This window comes from Peribacillus frigoritolerans (assembly GCF_004358755.1).
Lineage (GTDB): Bacteria > Bacillota > Bacilli > Bacillales > Bacillaceae > Bacillus_P.
Genome location: NZ_SMZY01000003.1, coordinates 557,417 through 578,536 on the forward strand (window position 1 = coordinate 557,417; position 21,120 = coordinate 578,536).

The window sequence follows — 21,120 nt, forward strand, 5'->3', positions numbered from 1 at the left end:
GGCAGTCATTAAGGTTTACGAAGCCAAAACTCTTGTGTCTGCAATGGAAAAGCGGGCCAGGCAATACGAAGATCTGAAAGAACAAATCAATCACCTCAAAAAACAATTTTTAGACATTGCAAACTCCGGTGATGAATTTCAGGGAAAAGGAGCAGAAGCGATCAAAGGCTTTTACTCCGCCCAAGCAGACGTTGCAGAAGCATGGATCAGACTGATTGATAAGAACATTGCCTTTTTCAAAGGGGTTGAGGGCGACACGGAAGATGCCAAGCTGACTGGCAGTACGTTCGTCCAGCTGCCTTTTCTTGAAGAAAACATTCCAAGAGAGCAGGACCGGGCAAGGGAAATGGTGGAAGACCAGCAAAGCTCCCTCGGGTCCATCCTGCACAGCATTGATGACTTGGTCTCCCTGCCTGTTTTTTCAACAGAAACATTTAACGACTATATGGACAAAGCGGATAAAAAGCGGACAGAGACGATTAACGCCGTCAATCAGCTCGATCAGACTCTTACTGAAGAGTACGCTATTTCCGAATATGACCAGCAGTATCTCGCCGGCCTTTTCGGCCAGCTGCTCGAATCCTCGCGTCAGGGAAGCAGCATCACACCGGTTCACTTTGATGCAAATGCCTATAAAAACAGCGACATCTATAAGATGAAATCAGAAATCGAAAACAGCTCCAAAGAATACCTCGCCTTCAAAGCGGAACAGGCAGAGGCACGAAGACAAATGAAAATCGCCCAGGACCTCGAAGCCCGCCCATGGTACGAAAAAGCCTGGGACACAACCAAAACCTTTACCGGCGAAGTATCCGGCTACTATGACTTTAAGCGTGCCACAGAAGGCGTCGACCCCGTCACCGGTGAAAAACTCACAGAAGCTCAGCGCATAACCGCCGGAGCCATGGCAACCGCCGGCTTAGTCCCCGTCGTAGGCTGGGCAGGTCGAGCTTTCAAAGGCGGCACCGCCATCTACAAAAGCGTTAAGGCCTACAACGCCGCCGACCATGCCCTTGATGCATACAAAACATCCAAATCCTTCAGCACGCTGCAGAAAACCGAAATGGGCATATACGGACTCGTTTCCGCAAATGGACTAGGTGAGGCTGTACTTGGCAAAGACATGTTCGGGAACCAGCTCACAGACCAGCAAAGACAGCAGAGCCTCATGCAGGCTCTCGGAATTCTCGGAGTCGGCGGAGCAGCCTACGGATGGGACAAACTTGCTGCTAAAAACGGGTATATGCTGCCGGTCAGCAATCAGTATGTGAATCAGAAGATTGAGAATGCGCATGCGATTTTGAAAGATATTAGGAAAAAAGTTGGGAGTGTCCCGGTTCCAATTCCGGTTCCAGTAAGACAGGCAACAGGTTTGGGGATGAATATGCTGCCTGGTTTGGAGTATAGGTCTTTAAGTGAGATTGTTGTTTGGGCGAAGAGTAGTTTGGCTGTTAAGGGTTTAGGTAAAGATGTTAAGATTGATTTTGATTTAATAAAGAAATATATAAGAGACGTTGAATCAAGAACAGGAAGAGAATTGCCTAAGAATCAGATTGAAAAATTGAAGGAAGCGCTAAGAAATAAAGATTATAAAAAAATGACACCTATAGAAACAGCTAAACACCGAGCAAAATTTGATAAAATGAAAAATAAAGTAATTAAAGAATGGGAAGAAAATACAGGTCAAAAGTGGCCAGTTTATAGTGAAAATGTAATTTCAGAGAAAACCGGTAAAATAATCAGGAAACAAGGAGATATGTATGATGCTCATCATGTAATTGAAAATACTTTTGGAGGAGAACATGACTGGTGGAATATTCATCCTGCAAAATTTCCAAATGAGCATCAAGCTGGTATTCATGGAGCAGGTTCACCAGCAAATACACTTTTTAAAGGAGGTAAACAGTAATGGACTATAAATTTATTGAGACAAATCATGAAAACACTTTTTATCCAGTAACTGAAAACGAAATAGAAGCGGCTGAGAAGGAACTCAATTTAAAGTTTCCTGAGGAGTTAATTAATTTCTACGTAAAGGTTGGCTACGGATTTATTAAAGGTTCAGAGTTTAATATTAATCGTCTAATGGATCCTTCTTCAGTTAGGGATTTCAGGTTAAGAGTTAATGATTTTGAGTATTATCCCGACATTGAAATCTATGAAGAATTTGAAAGTGATAAATTAATATTTTTTGAAGGCAGTGAATCAGCTTTAATGTCAATAGAATTAAATAAAAAGAATAGAAGTCCAGTTTACTATTACGATATTCAAATTGCGTCTTCTCTTGAAGAATTTTTAAGAAAAATAGTAGAAAATGATAAATATTATTTGGAATTACTACCTAATTAAGATCGATCATATTTGTAGACGTCCTAAGATAAGAGTTGAAAGAAAAGGGTAAAATTATGAATATCGTACAGGTAGCTAACTATTTTATATAATGTAGCCGATTCACTAATCGCTACTACTGTCTTCACGGTTCGGGACTTCAACTCTATAGAATGTGTGCATGCCTGGCACGCCAAAAAGCCAAAGGACACTTCCTGAACGTGTTCTTTGGCTTTTTATCTAATATCTTAGTTTCTTGCATATCTATATGTTTAATATATAACCAGGTTAGCTGCCAAGACCCTTTTTGAGTGTTAAGTGTCTTCCAATTGCAAAATGCAGCTGATGATCGCTCAATGAAACAGCGGGACGGTTCTCATGCTTCCTTCCATCTCAAGCCTTTAAGATCAGATGAGATATCCCCAATATCCTTCCTGCCTAAGCGCAATTACTGGACATGCATTATCGCCAACTTTCGGTGATTCTAAGGTGTTTTCATAACCAGTAATATTTTCCCTTTCAATATTTTCAACTAACATGGAATTCCTCTGTTTCATTATGGCAGCGTGTCTGTTCGGACAGGTTTTTCCCGGCACTGGATGCTTTTATTACGTTCTCGTATGAAACTCTTTTTCCTTGGAAGCGCTAGAACCGTCCCCGCTCTTCCAAAAAGAAGCACGAGAACCGTCCCGGTGCTTCTTTGTCTCAGGACTGAAACACCTGGAAGGAAGCGCAACGGTTCTCACGCTCCTTCCCCTCTTCTTTACCTTCCGCCACAAACGTTGCTTCCCCATTAAACTTTCTTGTCAGCTTTACATTGAGCTCCTCCTAGTTATAGCGACCTCTACACTCGGTCAGGTTTTATCACGGTTAACATTTTCTGAAACAACCTCGTCCTAGGAAGCACGAGAACAACCCCCATCATTCCCCCTAATGCAATTCTATTTTCCTAGTAAAATACAACCATCTTTCTGATATAATGGTAGGGTATTCCATTTTAGGAGGAAATTCATGAATCTTTTAAAAGCTGCATCTTGTTCGGTTGTTTTAGGTTTATCACTGTCTATGTTCACCCACTCAACGGAAGCTGCAAGCAGTTACGCATGTTCTGTTGATCACACAAAAAAACTGGAAGTAAATGAGTTACTAACGGAAAAGGCGAAGGAATATCACATTCCCCCTGAAGTTGTGAAAGCTCTTGTATTACAGGAGAATGACACATGGGATCAGAAGAGAACCAGTGATGATGACGGGGACGGAAAGCCAGATGGCTTAGGGCTTATGCAGATAACTGATACCAGTATAAATGGGAAGACGCTGGATCGAAATCTTCTTCAAAATAATGTTTGTTATAACGTCGATGCAGGTCTGCAAATTCTGGAGAGCAAATGGAAGCAAAGAAATTTGCCTCAGATTAACACGATGGACAGAGATATTATTGAAAATTGGTATTTTGCTATTTTAGCGTACAACGGAATGGTTTCCCAAAATAGTCCTGTCTATAAGAATAGCGGCGCTATCAACAAAGAAGCGTATCAATATAAAGTGTTTGATCACATAAACAAATACAGTTTCAACAGCGAAAAATCACTCAGCCAGCTTTCATTCAAACCGGAGTACTTTGATTACGGGACTCATACGAATGAAATTATTAAGTTTAAGAAGCTTCAATATACGGACTACAGCAAACCTTTCACTCATTCCGGCTTAAATATGACTCAGGACTCTCTTGCAGTTCTTTCAAAAGAAGCAAAATTCTATGCAGGACCTACAGGAGGATCGTACAGTTGGATTGCGGCTAATACGCTTGTAGATATCGAAGATGGAACACATCACGTAGATGGGAAAGACTTCAAGCCTACAAGACACTGGGTACGTTTCAAAGCGGAAGTCCTTGAGGGTCCGTTAAAAGGGAAAGTCGGCTACATCGGTTCTCCTTATCTTGAGCCCGTTACGGATAAACTGGCTGGAAAAAGCCGCTATTCTACTGCTGTTGCCATCTCTAAGGACGGATGGCGGGAAGGTGCGGACACAATTATTTTGGCTCGAAGCGACGATTTTCCAGATGCTTTAGCAGGTGCACCTTTATCCAGGAAGTATGATGCTCCCATTTTATTGACAAATGCTATAAAAGGAGAGCTAAATTCAGATATGAAAGCGGAAATTAAAAGATTAGGTGCGAAAAATGTAATCATTCTGGGAAGTATAAAGGCTGTTCCAGCTCAAGCGGAGAAAGAATTGAAAGATCTTGGTCTAAAAATAACAAGAATAGAAGGAAGCAATCGATACGAAACAGCAGCAAACATAGCTAAACATTTAGCACCTGAAAAGAAAAAAGCCATTCTTGCAACAGGGAAGACCTACCCTGATGCATTAGCTGCAGCTCCTTATGCAGCTCAGCAAGGAATTCCAATTTATCTTACAACACACGAAGAAATCCCTGCATCAACATTAAGTGAATTAAATAGAATGGATGAGGTCATTATACTAGGAAGTGATGGAGTTATTTCTAAAAAAGCTGAGAGCTCCATTAAAACAAAAACCATTCGTATTGGAGGGAAGGATCGTTATCACACAGCAGAACAGTTTATTATGACGTTCAACCTAGGCCATCACGACGTATTTGTCGCGACAGGAGAAAACTTCCCTGATGCATTAGCAGGAGCAGCACTTGCAGGAAAGCGAGACAGTGTGATTCTGTTTACAAAAAGAGATACTATTCCTAGTGCAACAGAAAGAATTATAAAAAACAAAGATCTCTCGTACTTTACATTTCTAGGGGATGAAAAAGTATTGGATACAGCAAAAGAAGTTGCAGAGATTGCTAATTAAAGAGGAGAGACTGGGATAAAACCGGGCCTCTGATCTAAAAAAGCCGGTGACATTTTACAATGATGTGTAAAATGTCACCGGTAAATAAATTTGTATGTTCATTAAAGAAATCTAGGGAATCAAAAACTACTCACTTTATTATTAAATTTAGATTCGGACAGTAAATAATCTGTTAATTCATCAACTGATCGATTGATACGATGGAATTTAATAAAGAAGCAGTAGAGGAACAATTCTAATGGATGTGTTTTTAATAGCTTTAATTCTCATTCTCCCAACTATCAAAAATATCAAAAACGCAAAAATTTAGATATAAGTATTCAGTAGATACTGACTGTGTAGAGGGAAAGTAGCTCTTTTTGAAAAAGAAATTTTAAAGCTTATAAATGCAAATCCTTAAAACAGTATAAAATTGATAAGGTGGTTAGCCAATGAATTTAATCAATTATTATTCTAGTAATGATAAATCTCAGATCCTTAATAGTGGGACACCCCAGTTTAAAAATACTGCATTTTATTCACTAAAAATAGCTCTTAAATCATATTTCAGCACTTATTATACCATGGTAAGTAAATTAAATTTTCACACTGATAAAGTTGAGAAAATATCTTTATCTGATTCTTATTATGAGTCTTATATCGAAACTATAGTACATTTCCAGCACTTTTTCGAACTAATTATCAAGGATTTACTGGAAAAGGAAAATCCATTATTGGCTGTTAAGACGATTGATAAGCCAGTATTATTACATCGTTTATTATTAAAAGAAGATATTACTGACGAGGAGTACAATTCTTTAAACTCTTTAGAGTTTAGTGGTGCATTAAAAACGGTATGTGAGTTACAAAGGGCAGGTCGAATAACAAACCCTGCTTTTGAAATTTTCAACCGCAATAAAGGAGTATTGGATACGTTAAACAACTTTAGGAATAGAATATGGCACCGGGGTCGCTTTATCCTAAAATATCATGCTCTAGATGAGTTTATTTGTAAATATGTATTACCTGTAGCATTGGAAGTTGTGGAATTAAACGAATATACACACTATAAAACAGACTGGTCTCCTAAAAGAAGTAAAAATATTATGAAGATAGATGTACTTTTGGAACTAAAGAATGAATACAAGAAAGCAGTTCCTGACCACAGCAAAATAGCATTTTTAAAAGAAGTTGGAAGAACAGAGTATAACCAAGAACTTATTTTCCTATTTCGCAATGAAGAAAAGGCTAAAGTATACAAAAAGTTGGAGGATGAAAACAAATTTATATCTGAAGTATTAGAATGTCCAGTTTGTGGAAATTTATCTTTACTTAATTATCATGATTATGATGTGTCATTTGAAGAACTTGGAGATGAGATTGGTGAAAACTACCAAGTAATCACAGTACCTCTAATAGTTGAAAGTCACGTAGGTTGTATAATATGTAAATTTGAAGTAAATAAATTTGTTAAAAACCCAAGTGATTACGGTTACGGCGATTTAAGATTTTGGAATGTAGATAAAAGTTAAATTAAAGACCAAATTGGCTAAAAAAGTTTACAGAAAAAAGAGTTTGTCAGTATGTGGTTGTTCTTATCGTGTTGGGGGTCAGGCCCCCATATTCTAGAAGTTACAAGCCGCTAAAGAAGCACGAGAACCGTCCCGATGCTTCTGAAACAAGGCCGCATCTGTTAGATGCAGCCTTGAGGCTTATTGCTCAATCTTCAATCTAGTTTGGTGCCATTTCCAAGCTGTAGAAATAATCTTCTCAAGAGAATATTCGGTTTTCCAGCCCAGTTCTCTGTGAATTTTATCAGATGATGCAACCAGCCTTGCAGGATCGCCCGCTCTTCGTTCACTCATCACGACATTTGCTTTTTTACCAGCAACTTTTTCACACATCTCCACAACCTCTTTAACAGAATAACCAAGGCCATTGCAGAGATTGTAAGTTGCAGTATCTTTTGTGCCGGCTAGCAATGCTTCCAAAGCAAGGATATGAGCATTCGCAAGGTCTGTTACATGAATGTAATCCCTGATGCATGTCCCATCTTCTGTATCATAATCGGAACCAAAAATTGAGATCTGCTTCCGCTTACCTAGAAGGTGCTGAAGAATGATCGGGATAAGATGTGTTTCAGGATCATGCTCCTCACCAATTTCTCCTGACTCAATCGCACCAGCAGCATTAAAGTAACGCAGAACAACATATTTTAAGTCTGTAGCATTCCCCAGGTCTGACAAAATATGTTCTACCATCAGTTTAGACTGGCCATATGGGTTAATAGGGTTCGTCACAGTTTCTTCTGTGATGATATCAACATCCGGAATTCCATATGTAGCAGCCGTTGAAGAAAAAATGAATTTATTAATGTTAAACGCCAGCATTGTATTTAGCAAAGTAAGCGTTGAAGATACATTATTCATATAATACTTCATTGGATTTGTTACGGATTCCCCTACTAAACTGCTAGCAGCAAAATGCATTACTGCATCAATAGAATACTCCGAGAAAATTGATTTCAAAACTTCCGGGCTCCCTAAGTCCCCTTCAACAAAAACGGCTCTTTCATCAATCGCCCAGCGATGACCAGTTGATAGGTTATCTAAAATGACAACTTCCTTTGATTTAATTAATTCTTTTACCATATGGCTGCCAATATAACCGGCTCCGCCGATGACTAAAATCAAATTATCTCACCTCCTAATTATAATTCATTCGATAATTCCTCTAAATTAGTACTTTATTGCGATGGTGTTCACCCGCTAATCACACTATAAAGTATTATATCTATGGGAGTCAGGCCCTTTAATAACATGGAGGGTATTAGATGAACTGGAGAGATGATTACAAGAACAAAAACTACCGTTCAAGAAGAGTCTTACAAATAGTGAATGAACATGGCGATGAAATGGAAATAGAAACAATTTCACTAAAAAATCACTGGCATGTCATTATTACCATTTGCCAAGAAAAACCTCCTTTTAGAGAATATCTGGCAGAAGGAATCGATCATAAAAGCGAAAAGGCGGCAGCCAGAAAAGCACTAAAAAAACTTTATCAAAAAGCATATCCTAACCAATAATTCAGATGTGAAAAATCTCACATCATATTAAGCATCCAATTTGATACGAAAGGCTTGGCTCCCAAACTTATAAGTGTATATCGAACATCTTCACTGCTGAATTGTTCAAAAAGAAGCAAAATCTTATACCAAATCCACTCTTTATCACATTAAAACTTAGCCGATTGGGGGTCAGGCCCCCCATTGTGGTTTGGCTGTTTGGCGAATATAATTAAAAAATGAAAGCTTAGTTTAAAAAGAGAGTTTGCAAGTCTATGCATATTTCGCTGCAACTCTCTGTATTTTCTGCTTGCAAAAAACATATAAAGCGATTTATATCATCAAGGAATACTTTCCTCTTCTATTTAGTTCTATACAAAACAGCACCCAAGAGCTATCAAAGATTCTGCTTAAGCCTGTTCAACCTCCTACAGAAAAACGGACGAAAATCTCATCAGTATGAGAAGAAAACGGTCTTTGATATATTGGGTGTTGTATATCAGTATAACATGTGCCAAAAGAAAGCAGCATAGCGTTAAAAAAATGATCTGTTACAGGTATATTTGTCATGCCGTTATTTAATACCGTATACCATTGTCTTGTAGAAGTGCTCTACTCTAACCACTCATCAGTGTTAGCTTGATGGGCATGGGGTCAAGCCTCCATATTGCAAAAACAAACCTCCTACACCCAACCCTTTAACACACTAACGCTGTGCACTTTAGTTGGGTGGGGGCCTGATCCTAAAAACCCCTATACTTATTGCAAAAAGAAGCGGGAGATACGTACCCGCGTTTACATTTCCTACTTATTCTTTATAATTCTCCTCAAATCTCCAGGCATCTCTACACATTGCTATAATGTCACGTTTAGCTGTCCAGCCAAGTTCTCTCTTAACCTTTGAAGCGTCAGCATAACATGAAGCAATATCACCAGGTCTCCGCTCTACTATTTCATAAGGCACTTCAATATCATTAGCTTCTTCAAAAGCTTTCACTAATTCAAGTACACTAGTACCTTTTCCGGTTCCCAAGTTATAAGCATAAACACCTTCAGTTAGGTTTTCTAATGCAGCAACATGGCCCTCAGCAAGATCTACTACATGAATATAATCTCGAACCCCCGTGCCATCCACCGTTGGATAGTCATTTCCAAAAACACGTAATTTCTCAAGTTTACCTTTTGCTACTTGCGTGACATATGGCATTAGATTATTAGGAATTCCATTAGGGGCTTCACCAATTAATCCACTCTCGTGAGCTCCTACCGGATTGAAATATCGGAGAATTGATACCGAAAAAGCTGGATTTGCATTTGCTATATCGATTAAAATTCGCTCACTCATGGCTTTTGTTTCACCGTATGGATTAGTGGTTGGTAGGAGATCCATTGTCTCTACAAATGGCACTTTATTGTCTCCGTACACGGTTGCTGATGAACTAAATACAAACCGATTCACACCGTATTTCTGACAAGCTTTTGCCAAGACAAGTGTACTAATAATATTGTTATAATAATATTCTGAGGGCTTTTCTACCGATTCACCAACCGCTTTAAGACCTGCAAAATGAATCACACCATCAATCTTGTAATTTCTAAAAATAAGATCAACAGCTTCTGCATCCGTTACATCAATCTCGAAAAAAGTAACTTCTTTATCAACTATATCCATGATTTTCATTACAGTCTCACTCTTACTGTTACAAAGATTATCAGCAATAATGACAGAATGCCCGGCTTCTAGTAATGCAACGCAAGTATGTGAACCTATATATCCGGCACCACCAGTTACTAGTATGTTCATAATCTGTTTTCCTCCTTTTATATAAATTTAATTCAAAAACTATTTATCTATATAATTACCAAAAGTTTCATTCCATTTTGCTTGTTACTAATCTAGTAAATCTAGTCACTACTAGATTTACATCATCTAATTTTCAACAACAGTATTTCAAATTTATTTCAAACACTTTCTTATATTAAAATAAGGAATTACTGAGTTTTAGCACTCTTTAAATGGTTTTACTTCCCCATCTTCCTAAAAGCATTTAATATTAATCCATCTTTATAAAATAATTCGAATAAAATTACAATTCCAAAGTAAATAATAATGCCAACTAATACTTGCACAAAGGTAGTAATAATTGTGGAGCCAAGTAATCCTCCAATAAATCTTACTACACCAAACATTAATCCCCCAGAAATAAGGTAAATTATTAACTTTGGTGTCACTCTTCTTATGTCTATATCCTTTCTCACAAAAAGAATTTGTACTACGATAACAGTAATTTCAGCACAAAGAGTCCCTATAGCCGCTCCTACTGCTCCATATTCTCTTATTAAAATAAAATTTATAATTAAGTTTATAATAGCCCCTATATACAATGAAGTAGTATACTCTCGCATTTTTCCTAATGGTACAAGATATTGCGTTCCAAAAACACCACTCCAAGCCATCAGGAATATAGTGGGACTAAGAATTTCTAAGACTACAGCACTTCCACTAAACTCTTTTCCCATATACCAAGGAATAAACTCTTTTGCGATGCCTGCTAAACCAAACATAATAGGAATGGCTATTAATGTTGAGAAATCTAGTGACTTTGAAAGATAGTCCCTTGCTTTTACCAAATCTCCCTTTACAAAAGTATTTGCCATACGTGGTAACATGACCATACCCAATGATGTTACAACTGCCAAAGCCATTTTGAGTATTTTATCAGCGTAATCATATATTCCTACTTCAATATTGCTGGAGAAAATCCCTAGCATAGTCTTGTTTAAGACAAAATATATCTGCATTGCAACTTGGGGTAAAAAGTATACAATTGTTGGCTTTATATGTTTAAAAACTGAACTGGCATTTATTGGAACTCGTTTAATATGCTCACTTACATATAACCACATTATCAACTGCCCCAAAAAACTAGATAGGCCCATAATAATTGTATAAGTCGCTAAATCCTCTTGACTTTTCACAAACATGAAAATAGCAAGCAAGCTTAGTAGTTTAACTACAATGTTTCTTGTAACAATTTTTTTAAATTGTTCTAATCCATTAAAAAGCCAAGAACAATCAATTACAGCAGCAATTAATGCAACAGCTTGTAGTAATGCAATTATTTTATATTCATGAAAGATAAATAATATAAAAATAACATATCCAATTACAGAGGTAATAGTAAGTAATAATTGCAATAGATAAATTTGAAAAAAGGTTTTACTCATCTCTTCCTTATTATCTCTTGTCATTGCTATCATCTTATTACCATAAGTTCCGATTCCTAGCATACCAAAAATAATAAAATACTGAACTATAGAGCTTGTATAAGCAAACGTTCCAACCCCCTCGGGCTTAAGTACCCTGGAAACATATGGAACTGTTATTAAAGGCAGGATCATTATTAATACCTGGTAAGTCAGATTATATAAATAATTTTTTTTTATACTCAAATATTATCACCTTAAGACGGATTTTCTAACCATATTGGTATTTACTCTATTTCGTATTTTAAATCACTTTGATAAATAAAACCTTAATATGAGATAATCACCTAAAAAGTATTCTCTGATTTCTAAAACTCAAAATCAATGAAAGTATCTTTTGATAACAAATTTCATTTTTTCCTTAAGTGTAAATTTAAATATACTTTCAAAATACTCTTTATAAATGTCATTTGTTTCAGAATAATTTAACCCTCTTTTTATACTATTCAGTCTATAAAACCTGCATATATTGGCATTAAATGTATCTAAATCAAAAGCCTGATTTTCTATTGACTTTTTTAATGACTTAATAAACCCTGAGATTGCTAGGATACTATTGGAATCTGCAAATGCTCTTCCCGTTAGAAAAAGTCGATATTGCATTAAATCATCTTCTGATAACTTCATTCCTAACGAATTAAAAGTCTGTTTATATACCTCTATATGCATTAAATCTTGTTTATCTATATCCTTTTTAGCTAATTGTGTAATTCCTGATTCATTAATCCTATATTTCAAGAGTATCTCTGGAATATTACTTAACTTATAGTTAACCGACATCTTTTGCCACAAACCAAAATCTTCTACAGATTTATGCGCTTCATCGTATTCAAAATTTCCCTGTTCAATTATCTTTTTTCGAATTAATACAGTGGGATGCATTAATGCAGGATAGAATAGTAACTGTGTTCTAATTTTTATTGGCTCCTTACTAACAATTTCCTTCCGCACTTTTCCTTTATTATTAAATACTAAAATTGACGTTCCAGAGACCGCAATATCTTTATTCTGATCCATGAATTTAATTTGCTTTTCTAACCTAGTCGGTAAGCTAATATCATCAGCATCCATTCTAGCAATATACTCACTATTAATTAATCCTAGTCCTTTATTCAAAGTTTTTATTAATCCGATATTATAATCATTAACTACGTATCTTATTCTACTATCTTTAAATTTCTTAATGATATCTTCGCTCTTATCAGTTGATCCATCGTTAATTATTAATAATTCAAACTCCTTATATGTCTGATTTAGTATACTTTCTATGGCTTCAAATAAATGCTTTTCTCCATTATATACTGGCATTAACACTGTAACTCTTGTGGTATTCATTATCTATTCCTGCACTTTCTAGTGTAATTTTATTCATTGTACTTATTTATGGATAACAATACACATGTAAGCCTAGATCTAATAGAATTTAAAATACGCCTTTTACAGAAAATAGAAATTTCAAAATACTGTTATAGGTCTGGTAAAGGTGGAAAGTAATTGCTCTATTATTTTGTTATATACGGTATTGTTTCTCCATAATTCCCCATTAATATAAAATAAGTAAAGTAGATAAAATAATATAAAATAATGAGTAAGTAGTATAGATATTTTCTAGATAAATCATTTTGACTTCTGATTATGGATGATAATATAAATATTTGCATCATTTCGAAAGTGACTGCAATTCTTGCTAAGTAGTCGGCTTTATATCCTAAAAAGTAAAGTATAAGTGAAATAAAATACAATACTGTTACCCCACCCATAAAAGGATCCTTTTTTCGTAATTCTTTTAAATTTAATAAAATAATTAGTATTACAGGGAGTCTAACAATAATATTTCCGATACCAATACTCCCATTACTGTTTATTTCATAAATATTATATTTAGAGAATACTCCCACATTAATTAACGAATTAAACAAAGGCTCAAATTGAACAACTATTAAAATAAAAAGTAAATAAAATACAAATATTTTAAATTTGCTCCAAAAATTATAATAATTATTATTTAAAACCCAATAAACTGGTACGAAAATAAAGGCAGAGTAATGAAAGCTTCCAGCAAGTACTACCAATAATATAAACTTAAGTACCTTCTTTTCATCAATATATTTTAATGAGAAGAGTAATATAGCCATTGCTAAAGATTGCCGTATTATATTAAAACTAGGATTGTACAGAGTGCACATCAATATAAAAATGGCGATACTCATGTTAATTCTTTTCCTATAAGTATAAATAGCAGAAAAATTAAAGAATAGTATCAATAAAGATGAAATAACGAATATATACTTAACTTCATTATTAAATATATATTTAACTACATAATTTAAAATAATCCACCCTGGTTCATAGCTACTATTAATAATTGATTCCAATATACTACCAAAATTAGTTATATTATAATACATTTTTTCATAGTTATAATAATCAGTACCTATACCATATCTATTAGAAGCTATTATCCAAGGTATTAAAATTGCTAAATAAAAAATGATTTTACCCAACTTTGTATAATTAGTTCTACTAACTCTTGCAGAAATATTTACAATAATATATGTTGAAATTACTATAAAATAATATAATAAATATGAATGTCCAACTGTCACAATAATCTCCTTTTCTTACTAAACAATATGTTATTAAATATGTCTTTAATTGTCCCCACTGGGCTATGTTAAGTAGTAAAGTAAAGGGAAGGTTAAATATTAAAAAAGTATCCAATAGATATAGTACTATCATTTAATTTTCGAATTAAGTAAAGTCTCATATTCTACTCCTGAAACAATATATCCAGCCATTTTTGATATTGCTGTGCCTGAACTTCTATTGAATATCCTCCTTTTTCTACGTCGGTTCTTCTTGAATTACGCATCTCAATTTTACTCTTCACTATTTCCTCTACCCAAGGATCTTCTTTTTCAATCGGTAAGTAATTAATTAAATCGGTAATTGCAGTTTCTTTTGTTATTTTATTTGAAGCAAAAACAATCATCCCAGTAGACTGAGCTTCAACCAAAGTTACTGGAAAACCTTCATGTTTGGAGGGCAATAAGAAAATATCGGCTGCATTCATAAGCTCAGAAATATCATTTCTTACTCCTAAGAATATGACTTTATTAGTTAAACCCTTATCTTTCACACACTTCTTAATAATACCTTCCAATGGACCATTACCTGCAAGTAGCAAAATATAATTATCACTCCTTTTAGATAATTGCTCAATAATATTAATCATAAATAAATGATTTTTTTCATCTGAAAAACGCCCGACATGTAATAAGACTTTTTCATCTCCAAACTTATATTTTTCCCGATAATATTGGCGTATCTCAAAATTATATGAAAATTTATCTACATCGATAGCGTTGTTCATAAGTATATTCTTTTTACTTATTGACCATTTTTCCCCATGCAACCATTTACCTGCTTTAATCCCACAGGAAAAAAAGTAATTGGTACAAAAACTATTTATAAAGCGAAGAGTTTGATTTTTTACTTTTTCCTTAATAGTGTTTACTTCTTTACTACCATGTGCATGAGAAATTCGTATTGGTACATGATTCATCTTTGCTAGAACCAAAGTGGAAGCATTAGAAAAATTCTGATGGCAATGAACTACATCATATTTACCCTCTTTAATAATTTTGTTTATTTCCAGTATATTCTTCCAAAGAGAAACCTTTTTAGGTGTGACGTGAAAAATTTTTGAATCATACAAATGAAATTTTTCTTCTAACATTCCAATATTATCACCATGTACAATAAAATCGAATTGTACCTCGCTTCTATCTAAATGTGAATAGTAATTAAATAACATACTTTCCACACCCCCACCACCAAGTGATGAAATAACGTGTAGAACTCTAATCATTACTTACCCTAGCTCCCTCAGCAAATATTTTATAAAAATGGTTTCTTTTTTGACCTAGCAATTGACTATCAAATTCTTTTGCTTTTTCGAAACTACGCTTAGCCTCTGCTAAGATCATTTTCTTATCCATATTTCCCAGCAAATCACATATCTCATCGACTGAACCATTATTAAATATAAGTTCTTTATTTAATAACTCAGGAATTCCTCCTGTTTTTGATCCTAAAGAAGGACACCCTCTACTCATCGCCTCAACCAAAGCCCTTGGCAATCCTTCTTGCTTACTTGGCTGAATATAAATATCTATATTATCGAGGTACTCAAAAACTTTATCATGAGGTAAGGCTCCTAAAAAGACAACTTTATCTTCTACACCATATTCTTTTGCAACAGACTTTAAATATTGGTTGTCACCACCTCCAGCGAGGTGATATTCAAAATTATGACCTTCTTTATTTAATTTTGATACAGCTTTGATTACATATTCTTGACCCTTATATCGCACATTCACTGCTGCGGTTGTACCAATAATAATTGGCTTGCCTTTTTCCAGAAGATTAATTTTTTCGATTCTCTTCTCTAAAGTACCTTTTTCTAGTCTAGGTAGTACCACATCTGAGCAACCAATTGATTTTCCTTTAGTTGGATATCTGCTTTGTAAAAACTCATTCGTAACATATACGGCATATGGGGCATCTTTTAATGTTTTTCTTGTGAAAAGCCACATAAATGGAGCAATTATTTTACCTTTTAAGCTATGATTCCAGAATGCATCCCAAGGGCACCCAACTACTTCAATCAAATATTTTCTATTCATTTTTTTTGCATATCTTACAGCCACTATTCCATAAAAACTTGGCATCCTTACCACAATATAATCATGATTATTTACTGCTTTTTTTACTTTTCTAATTACAGTTATAAAGTTCCGAAGATTAACTTTTGTATTAATCAGATCTAAATTCACATTAGTAACTTCGTTATTATCGTTAATTAATTTGGCATGTTCTTTCGTAGCATAACGTTCATTTGCAAATACAGTTACTTCACCAAACCAATTTAGATATCTTTGAAACACCCCATTATTTAATGAACCACTTGTATAATATTTACCATTTTTATTTATAAATTTATGGCCATGAAAAAAGATCATAATTGCTTCTCCTTTAACCTCTCAGATAACTCATGGTGTTTTTGCTCAATAATTTGTCTTAGATTTTGAAGTTTTAGACGAATAGTTTCTTGATTCTTACTTAATTTAATAAAACTTTGAATTGCTTTCTCAGCATCGAACTCACTCATTGAAATTGCATAATCTGCAAGGCCTAAATCTTTCATAATGCCTTGCCCCTTATTTCCCCCATAAGTTATAGCGATTGAAGGTACACTTTCAGATAAAGCAAATATTACTGAATGAAACCTAGTTCCTACTACATAATTAAATCCACTATAAATAGCTTTTAGATCCCTGCTAGTGTAATCTTTGTTCTCGATTAAAGAATACTCTTCGTTTTTTAACTTTGAAGTAATCTCTAATATACAACTCTTATCACTTTCGTGAGTTGTCTCAGACAATGTGTGATCGATAAAAACGGGGAGGTAATCATTTTCAAAAAGCCATTTTGAGAATAAGACCATATTATTGATATAGTTTTCGTATTTTGTTTTAGGATCACTACTCCCTGGAAATCTATATGGTCGAGCTGTTATAGCAACTAACTCTCTATTTGGATAAAGTTTTCGTAGTTCAACTAGTTCATCATTAGACCGTTCATTTTTATTTAAAGAAAATCCTAGGTCTGGGTACAACTGTGACTCCACACCAATGTTTGAAAGCATTTCTTGCGATATACTTTCCCGCACAGTAACTAATTCGCAACGATTTAATACTTTTCGCACCAACCATTCTACTCTAAACCCCTTAAATGGGCCAAAGGAGTTCGGCATCACGTAGATCGGTTTTCTGAATGATTGAGCCAGTAGGATATGAAAAAGTAAATAATAAATAGTATAAGAATCAGTTAGCTTCCCACTGGAATGAATAAATCCACCGCCTTTTACGAAACAAGCCTCACTTTCCTTAATCGTATTTAGTGTCTGTTTGCTTTTTTTAGATAAAAATGGGTATAAAATAGCTCTTGTGATTTTTGGGAATATTAATAGACTTCTTATCAGATCAAATAGAGCCACAGAACCCCACTTTAAAAGTAGGTTAAAATTGTAATTATTATTTTTATTAGTCTTAAATTTTCTACCAGGATGTTTCAAAATTGGGTTGAGCACTTTAATCCCTATTGATTGGGATTGTTCAGTTAAAGATTCTTTCTCAGCTAACATATAAAATTCTCCATCTAACCCGGACCTCTTAGCTACTTCTATAGTTTGCCAAATAAGTGCTTGATCACCTCGGTTCAAGTCATTATTTGCTGGAAGAATTACGATTTTATTCATCTATTTAGACCCCGCCTTATTAATTTTGGTTATGATGCCGCTATATATCTTTAATACATTTTCAATATAGAAATTTTTTATTCTATTTTTATTTTCCATTGCCATTTTCTCGCTTAATTGCTGATCATTCATTATAGCTCTGATATTTTTTGAATATCCATTTACATCTTCTGGACTTACTAAGTACCCACCTTTACCATTGTCGATTAGGTCTGAATTCCCTCTTATATCGGAACCCACTACAGGTAACCCTGTGACCATAGCCTCCATTAGGGATAAAGAAAGACCTTCCCTATAAGATGGGAAAGCAAATAAATCAGAAGCCTTACAAATCTCATCTATATCATTACGATAACCCATTAGGATTAATTGTTCTTCTATACCTAATTCTTGGGCCAATTCTTTCAATTGGCTCTCCAAGGTCCCTTGTCCGCAAATTAAGTATTTAATATTGCTATTTTTTATCTTCGCTATTGCTTTAATAATTACTTCATGATTTTTGTTTTTATTTAGCTCACCGACGGAGAGTATTATATAGCTATCTTCTTCAACTCCTATTTCAGCTTTCTTTTCGTTCTTATCGACTTTTATTTCATTAAACCTTTTATTATCTAGACCAACACCTGGTATATATTCAATAATATTGGCCTTAAACTTTTTTGCTCTTTTATAATCCTCTTTATTTATTGTAAGTAGTATATCAGTATATCTTGAGAGCCATTTTTCAACAGGGTAATATATCAACCAATTCAAAAGTGGCGCCCCTTTATAAAAATGGAACCCATGTGCTGTATAAATAACATTAGTATTTTTTTTCCTAGCATCTTTTGCAGCTAGACGGGTCAAAGTTCCACCAACAGGTGTATGACAATGAATAATATCAAATTCATTAGAGTCAATAATATCTTTTAGTTTTTTATATGTTTTAAAATTATTAAATTTAATTGGAGACCTCTCAAAAGGTAGGTCATAATAATTATCGCAATAAGGTATGACACAGTCTGCTTTATTTTCATAATCGTTCTGTGCACAAACAGATGTCTCATACCCATTCTCCTTATACCATTTTAAAAAAGGAATATGGAATACCATGATATGAGCTTTTACAACAGTAGCAACAAACAATACTTTTTTCTTTTCCATTTTCATTTCTCCGTTAATCTTATAGATGTTTCAAAATCATAAATTGTATATCTATTTTTGTATTCATCTATTTGCTTGTCATATACCAAGTCACCAAATACCTTCTTTACTGTGTTAACCCTGATTAGTCTTAGGAATAAATTAAAAAGTCTAGTCATCCTCATTTTGGTCCCATGTAATTCTGCTATCATTTTGACCATTTCTGATGTACATACATAGTCAGCATTCTGAGGGAAGAACAAACCAGATTTAGAATCGTCTATTATTAGTCGTAAAAATTCACATAGATTACCAATGTAAATCATACTACGCTTATTCTCCACATTTGGAAATATTGGAAGTGTTCGGGCGAGATTTCCTAATCTTGCATAGTTGCCTTTACAACCTTTACCATAAATCATTGGTGGACGAATAATGGCTGTCTTAAATTCATTACTCCCTAAGGGGTTTATTAATTCCTCTGCTTGTAGTTTAGATTTGCCATAATTACTTTTAGGTTTAAGTGAGGAGTTTATATCAATTACACCACTTTCAATTCCATAAACACTCATGGAACTAAGGAATATAAACTGCTTAACCCCTTCCACTTTGGCCTTGTATGCAACTTCATATGCCAGATCACGATTTACTTTATAATAAATATCAGCATTTTCTTTTGTTTCCTTTATATGTGCTATCCCCGCAACATGAAACACCACATCATACTCCGAAAAGTTCTTTTTCTTCCATGAATCATCCCTTAAACTTATTAAGTCTACAGAATATTGTTCAGGATATTTTCTAAGCCATTTCTCAAGACTTTTCCCAACATAACTGTTCTTTCCCGTTATCAATATTTTTTTCATTTCGAAACGCTCTCCTTAGTCCTTGCAACTTCCTTCTTAACTCCAGTTCCACCTTCAACAACACCGTCACTTTTAACAACACTTACAATCGTTCCAAAGAAACACTTAACATCCATCCAAAAACTAATCTTCTCAACATACTCCCCATCCAACTTCGCTTTCACTTCAATAGGAAGCTCATCTCTACCATTAATCTGTGCCCAACCAGTTAATCCAGGTGGTACATCATTAGCACCATACTTATCCCGTTCAGCAATCAGATCATACTGATTCCATAGTGCTGGTCTAGGCCCTATAATACTCATCTGTCCAATAAAAATGTTCCAAATCTGAGGAAACTCATCAAGTGAGGTCTTTCTTAGAAACTTACCTACCTTTGTAATGTACTGTTCTGGATTCTCTAATAAATGAGTTGGAGTGTCCTTAGGCGTATCTATTCTCATAGTACGAAACTTTAAGATATTGAAATGTGTCTTGTTGATACCAATACGCTTTTGCTTAAATAGAACCGGGCCTTTTGATTCAAGCTTAATAGCAATAATTAGAATTAAAAAAATCGGTGATAAGACTATGAGTCCAATTAAAGATAGAATGACATCTATCAATCTCTTTACCTTCAAATACATATCTCTATACACTCCTTGATAAGTTATTTAGTAAGTTAGGACTTAATTGGAAACCATCTACCTTTCCAACCAACTACTAACCCACTAAATTTAAATCTACTTCTAATACCCACCTAGTAATACCTATTCAATCTACCAAGCAAATACGAAATAGATATTCACTCCATAATTACTCTAAACCGAGATTCTTACTATTATATATACCATTCAATCAATCTATAATTAACACTAAAACGTTTCAACCCCTTATCCCGCAAGGTTTCTAGCGTTCAATCTAACTATGATAGTCATTTCCCCTTCACCATTCAATCCTAAAAAACAAGAAGGGGTCTCCTACAATTAAGGATCCCCACCATCATCTCCCCCAATCCCTCTTCCTCTTCAACTTCCTCTCCATGCACACTACAATCAACATGCCCATCACTATATGCAATCTCCCCACCAACCGGACAAACTTCAGAACCAATCTGTGTCAAATACCGACCAAATAGAACTTCACTATGCTCAACATCTTCCAAAGTCAAATGATTCCTATACCCATTTTCAAACTCCACCCGATTAGCAGCACAAACATCTGGCTCTGTTCTCTCCTTAATACCACCTAAAGAAATCACCGCAATCGAAAAAACGATCCCCAGTATCACAATCACAGCTAATAACTCCACAAGAGTAAAACCTCTCTGGTCTCTAATAAACCTTAAGTTCTTCATT

Annotated in this window: 17 protein-coding genes and 3 pseudogenes; 7 read left to right on the forward strand and 13 right to left on the reverse strand. The window is 34.7% G+C overall.

Going from position 1 to position 21,120, the window contains the following annotated elements:
• Positions 1–7: 7 nt before the first annotated feature.
• From E2R53_RS23850 to E2R53_RS16210, 3 genes and pseudogenes are all read left to right on the forward strand, one after another.
• Positions 8–904, forward strand: a pseudogene (locus E2R53_RS23850) (ribonuclease YeeF family protein); the annotation flags it as partial.
• Positions 905–1,474: 570 nt separating this feature from the next.
• Positions 1,475–1,909, forward strand: a pseudogene (locus E2R53_RS23855) (LXG family T7SS effector ribonuclease toxin YxiD); the annotation flags it as partial.
• Positions 1,909–2,349 (forward strand): SMI1/KNR4 family protein, encoded by a 441-nt coding sequence (locus tag E2R53_RS16210; RefSeq protein WP_133312765.1) that lies wholly within the window; start codon positions 1,909–1,911, stop codon positions 2,347–2,349. The pseudogene E2R53_RS23855 and the gene E2R53_RS16210, both read left to right, overlap by 1 nt.
• A gap of 386 nt (positions 2,350–2,735) precedes the next feature.
• Here the strand turns inward: E2R53_RS16210 and E2R53_RS23620 are convergent, their stop codons facing one another.
• Positions 2,736–2,867, reverse strand: a complete 132-nt coding sequence (locus E2R53_RS23620) for a hypothetical protein (RefSeq protein WP_286166241.1) — start codon at positions 2,865–2,867, stop codon at positions 2,736–2,738.
• Between the two features lie 472 nt (positions 2,868–3,339).
• On the opposite strand from E2R53_RS23620, the gene E2R53_RS16215 reads away from it, so the two are divergent.
• Together E2R53_RS16215 and E2R53_RS16220 are read left to right on the forward strand one after the other, a co-directional pair.
• Positions 3,340–5,160, forward strand: a complete 1,821-nt coding sequence (locus E2R53_RS16215; RefSeq protein WP_133312766.1) for a cell wall-binding repeat-containing protein — start codon at positions 3,340–3,342, stop codon at positions 5,158–5,160.
• 431 nt (positions 5,161–5,591) lie between these two features.
• On the forward strand, positions 5,592–6,671 hold the full coding sequence (locus E2R53_RS16220; protein WP_133312767.1) for a hypothetical protein: 1,080 nt from the start codon (positions 5,592–5,594) through the stop codon (positions 6,669–6,671).
• A gap of 180 nt (positions 6,672–6,851) precedes the next feature.
• Here E2R53_RS16220 and galE (E2R53_RS16225) read toward each other — a convergent pair whose 3' ends face one another.
• Complete coding sequence (gene galE / locus E2R53_RS16225; RefSeq protein ID WP_133312768.1) at positions 6,852–7,832, reverse strand: UDP-glucose 4-epimerase GalE; 981 nt, start codon at positions 7,830–7,832, stop codon at positions 6,852–6,854.
• 140 nt (positions 7,833–7,972) lie between these two features.
• Between galE (E2R53_RS16225) and E2R53_RS16230 the strand changes: the two genes are divergently transcribed.
• Both E2R53_RS16230 and E2R53_RS16235 read left to right on the forward strand, forming a co-directional pair.
• Positions 7,973–8,227, forward strand: a complete 255-nt coding sequence (locus tag E2R53_RS16230; protein ID WP_133312769.1) for a hypothetical protein — start codon at positions 7,973–7,975, stop codon at positions 8,225–8,227.
• Positions 8,228–8,528: 301 nt separating this feature from the next.
• Positions 8,529–8,739 (forward strand): annotated as a pseudogene (locus E2R53_RS16235) (IS4 family transposase); the annotation flags it as partial.
• A gap of 275 nt (positions 8,740–9,014) precedes the next feature.
• Here the strand turns inward: E2R53_RS16235 and galE (E2R53_RS16240) are convergent.
• From galE (E2R53_RS16240) to E2R53_RS16290, 11 genes are all read right to left on the reverse strand, one after another.
• Positions 9,015–10,010 carry a UDP-glucose 4-epimerase GalE gene (gene galE, locus E2R53_RS16240; RefSeq protein WP_133312770.1) on the reverse strand — a complete coding sequence of 332 codons (996 nt, stop codon included), beginning with the start codon at positions 10,008–10,010 and terminating at the stop codon, positions 9,015–9,017.
• A gap of 218 nt (positions 10,011–10,228) precedes the next feature.
• Positions 10,229–11,659: a flippase gene (locus E2R53_RS16245; RefSeq protein ID WP_133312771.1), complete on the reverse strand. Its 1,431-nt coding sequence runs from the start codon at positions 11,657–11,659 to the stop codon at positions 10,229–10,231.
• 135 nt (positions 11,660–11,794) lie between these two features.
• Positions 11,795–12,808: a glycosyltransferase family 2 protein gene (locus tag E2R53_RS16250; RefSeq protein WP_133312772.1), complete on the reverse strand. Its 1,014-nt coding sequence runs from the start codon at positions 12,806–12,808 to the stop codon at positions 11,795–11,797.
• Between the two features lie 167 nt (positions 12,809–12,975).
• On the reverse strand, positions 12,976–14,079 hold the full coding sequence (locus tag E2R53_RS16255) for an EpsG family protein (protein WP_165971015.1): 1,104 nt from the start codon (positions 14,077–14,079) through the stop codon (positions 12,976–12,978).
• A 164-nt stretch (positions 14,080–14,243) separates the two neighbouring features.
• On the reverse strand, positions 14,244–15,344 hold the full coding sequence (locus E2R53_RS16260) for a glycosyltransferase (protein ID WP_133312774.1): 1,101 nt from the start codon (positions 15,342–15,344) through the stop codon (positions 14,244–14,246).
• The gene (locus E2R53_RS16265; RefSeq protein WP_133312775.1) at positions 15,337–16,497 is read right to left on the reverse strand and encodes a glycosyltransferase family 4 protein; all 1,161 of its coding nucleotides are present in this window, start codon (positions 16,495–16,497) and stop codon (positions 15,337–15,339) included. The genes E2R53_RS16260 and E2R53_RS16265 overlap by 8 nt, the downstream gene beginning before the upstream one ends.
• Entirely contained in the window at positions 16,494–17,795 is a 1,302-nt protein-coding gene (locus E2R53_RS16270) for a polysaccharide pyruvyl transferase family protein (protein ID WP_133312776.1), read from the reverse strand. The genes E2R53_RS16265 and E2R53_RS16270 overlap by 4 nt, the downstream gene beginning before the upstream one ends.
• Positions 17,796–18,938 (reverse strand): glycosyltransferase family 4 protein, encoded by a 1,143-nt coding sequence (locus tag E2R53_RS16275; RefSeq protein WP_133312777.1) that lies wholly within the window; start codon positions 18,936–18,938, stop codon positions 17,796–17,798.
• 2 nt (positions 18,939–18,940) lie between these two features.
• Entirely contained in the window at positions 18,941–19,783 is an 843-nt protein-coding gene (locus E2R53_RS16280) for an NAD-dependent epimerase/dehydratase family protein (protein WP_133312778.1), read from the reverse strand.
• Positions 19,780–20,409 (reverse strand): sugar transferase, encoded by a 630-nt coding sequence (locus E2R53_RS16285; RefSeq protein WP_133312779.1) that lies wholly within the window; start codon positions 20,407–20,409, stop codon positions 19,780–19,782. Before E2R53_RS16285 ends, E2R53_RS16280 begins: the two co-directional genes overlap by 4 nt.
• 311 nt (positions 20,410–20,720) lie before the next feature.
• Positions 20,721–21,119, reverse strand: a complete 399-nt coding sequence (locus E2R53_RS16290) for a type II secretion system protein (RefSeq protein WP_133312780.1) — start codon at positions 21,117–21,119, stop codon at positions 20,721–20,723.
• Position 21,120 lies beyond the last annotated feature (1 nt).

What these genes read in the sequence shown, in the direction of transcription:
- E2R53_RS16210 (WP_133312765.1), top strand. Translation starts at nt 1,909, where the DNA reads ATGGACTATAAATTTATTGAGACAAATCATGAAAACACTTTTTATCCA.
- E2R53_RS23620 (WP_286166241.1), bottom strand. Translation starts at nt 2,867, where the DNA reads ATGTTAGTTGAAAATATTGAAAGGGAAAATATTACTGGTTATGAAAAC.
- E2R53_RS16215 (WP_133312766.1), top strand. Translation starts at nt 3,340, where the DNA reads ATGAATCTTTTAAAAGCTGCATCTTGTTCGGTTGTTTTAGGTTTATCA.
- E2R53_RS16220 (WP_133312767.1), top strand. Translation starts at nt 5,592, where the DNA reads ATGAATTTAATCAATTATTATTCTAGTAATGATAAATCTCAGATCCTT.
- E2R53_RS16230 (WP_133312769.1), top strand. Translation starts at nt 7,973, where the DNA reads ATGAACTGGAGAGATGATTACAAGAACAAAAACTACCGTTCAAGAAGA.
- galE (WP_133312770.1), bottom strand. Translation starts at nt 10,010, where the DNA reads ATGAACATACTAGTAACTGGTGGTGCCGGATATATAGGTTCACATACT.
- E2R53_RS16250 (WP_133312772.1), bottom strand. Translation starts at nt 12,808, where the DNA reads ATGAATACCACAAGAGTTACAGTGTTAATGCCAGTATATAATGGAGAA.
- E2R53_RS16260 (WP_133312774.1), bottom strand. Translation starts at nt 15,344, where the DNA reads ATGATTAGAGTTCTACACGTTATTTCATCACTTGGTGGTGGGGGTGTG.
- E2R53_RS16265 (WP_133312775.1), bottom strand. Translation starts at nt 16,497, where the DNA reads ATGATCTTTTTTCATGGCCATAAATTTATAAATAAAAATGGTAAATAT.
- E2R53_RS16270 (WP_133312776.1), bottom strand. Translation starts at nt 17,795, where the DNA reads ATGAATAAAATCGTAATTCTTCCAGCAAATAATGACTTGAACCGAGGT.
- E2R53_RS16275 (WP_133312777.1), bottom strand. Translation starts at nt 18,938, where the DNA reads ATGGAAAAGAAAAAAGTATTGTTTGTTGCTACTGTTGTAAAAGCTCAT.
- E2R53_RS16280 (WP_133312778.1), bottom strand. Translation starts at nt 19,783, where the DNA reads ATGAAAAAAATATTGATAACGGGAAAGAACAGTTATGTTGGGAAAAGT.
- E2R53_RS16285 (WP_133312779.1), bottom strand. Translation starts at nt 20,409, where the DNA reads ATGTATTTGAAGGTAAAGAGATTGATAGATGTCATTCTATCTTTAATT.
- E2R53_RS16290 (WP_133312780.1), bottom strand. Translation starts at nt 21,119, where the DNA reads ATGAAGAACTTAAGGTTTATTAGAGACCAGAGAGGTTTTACTCTTGTG.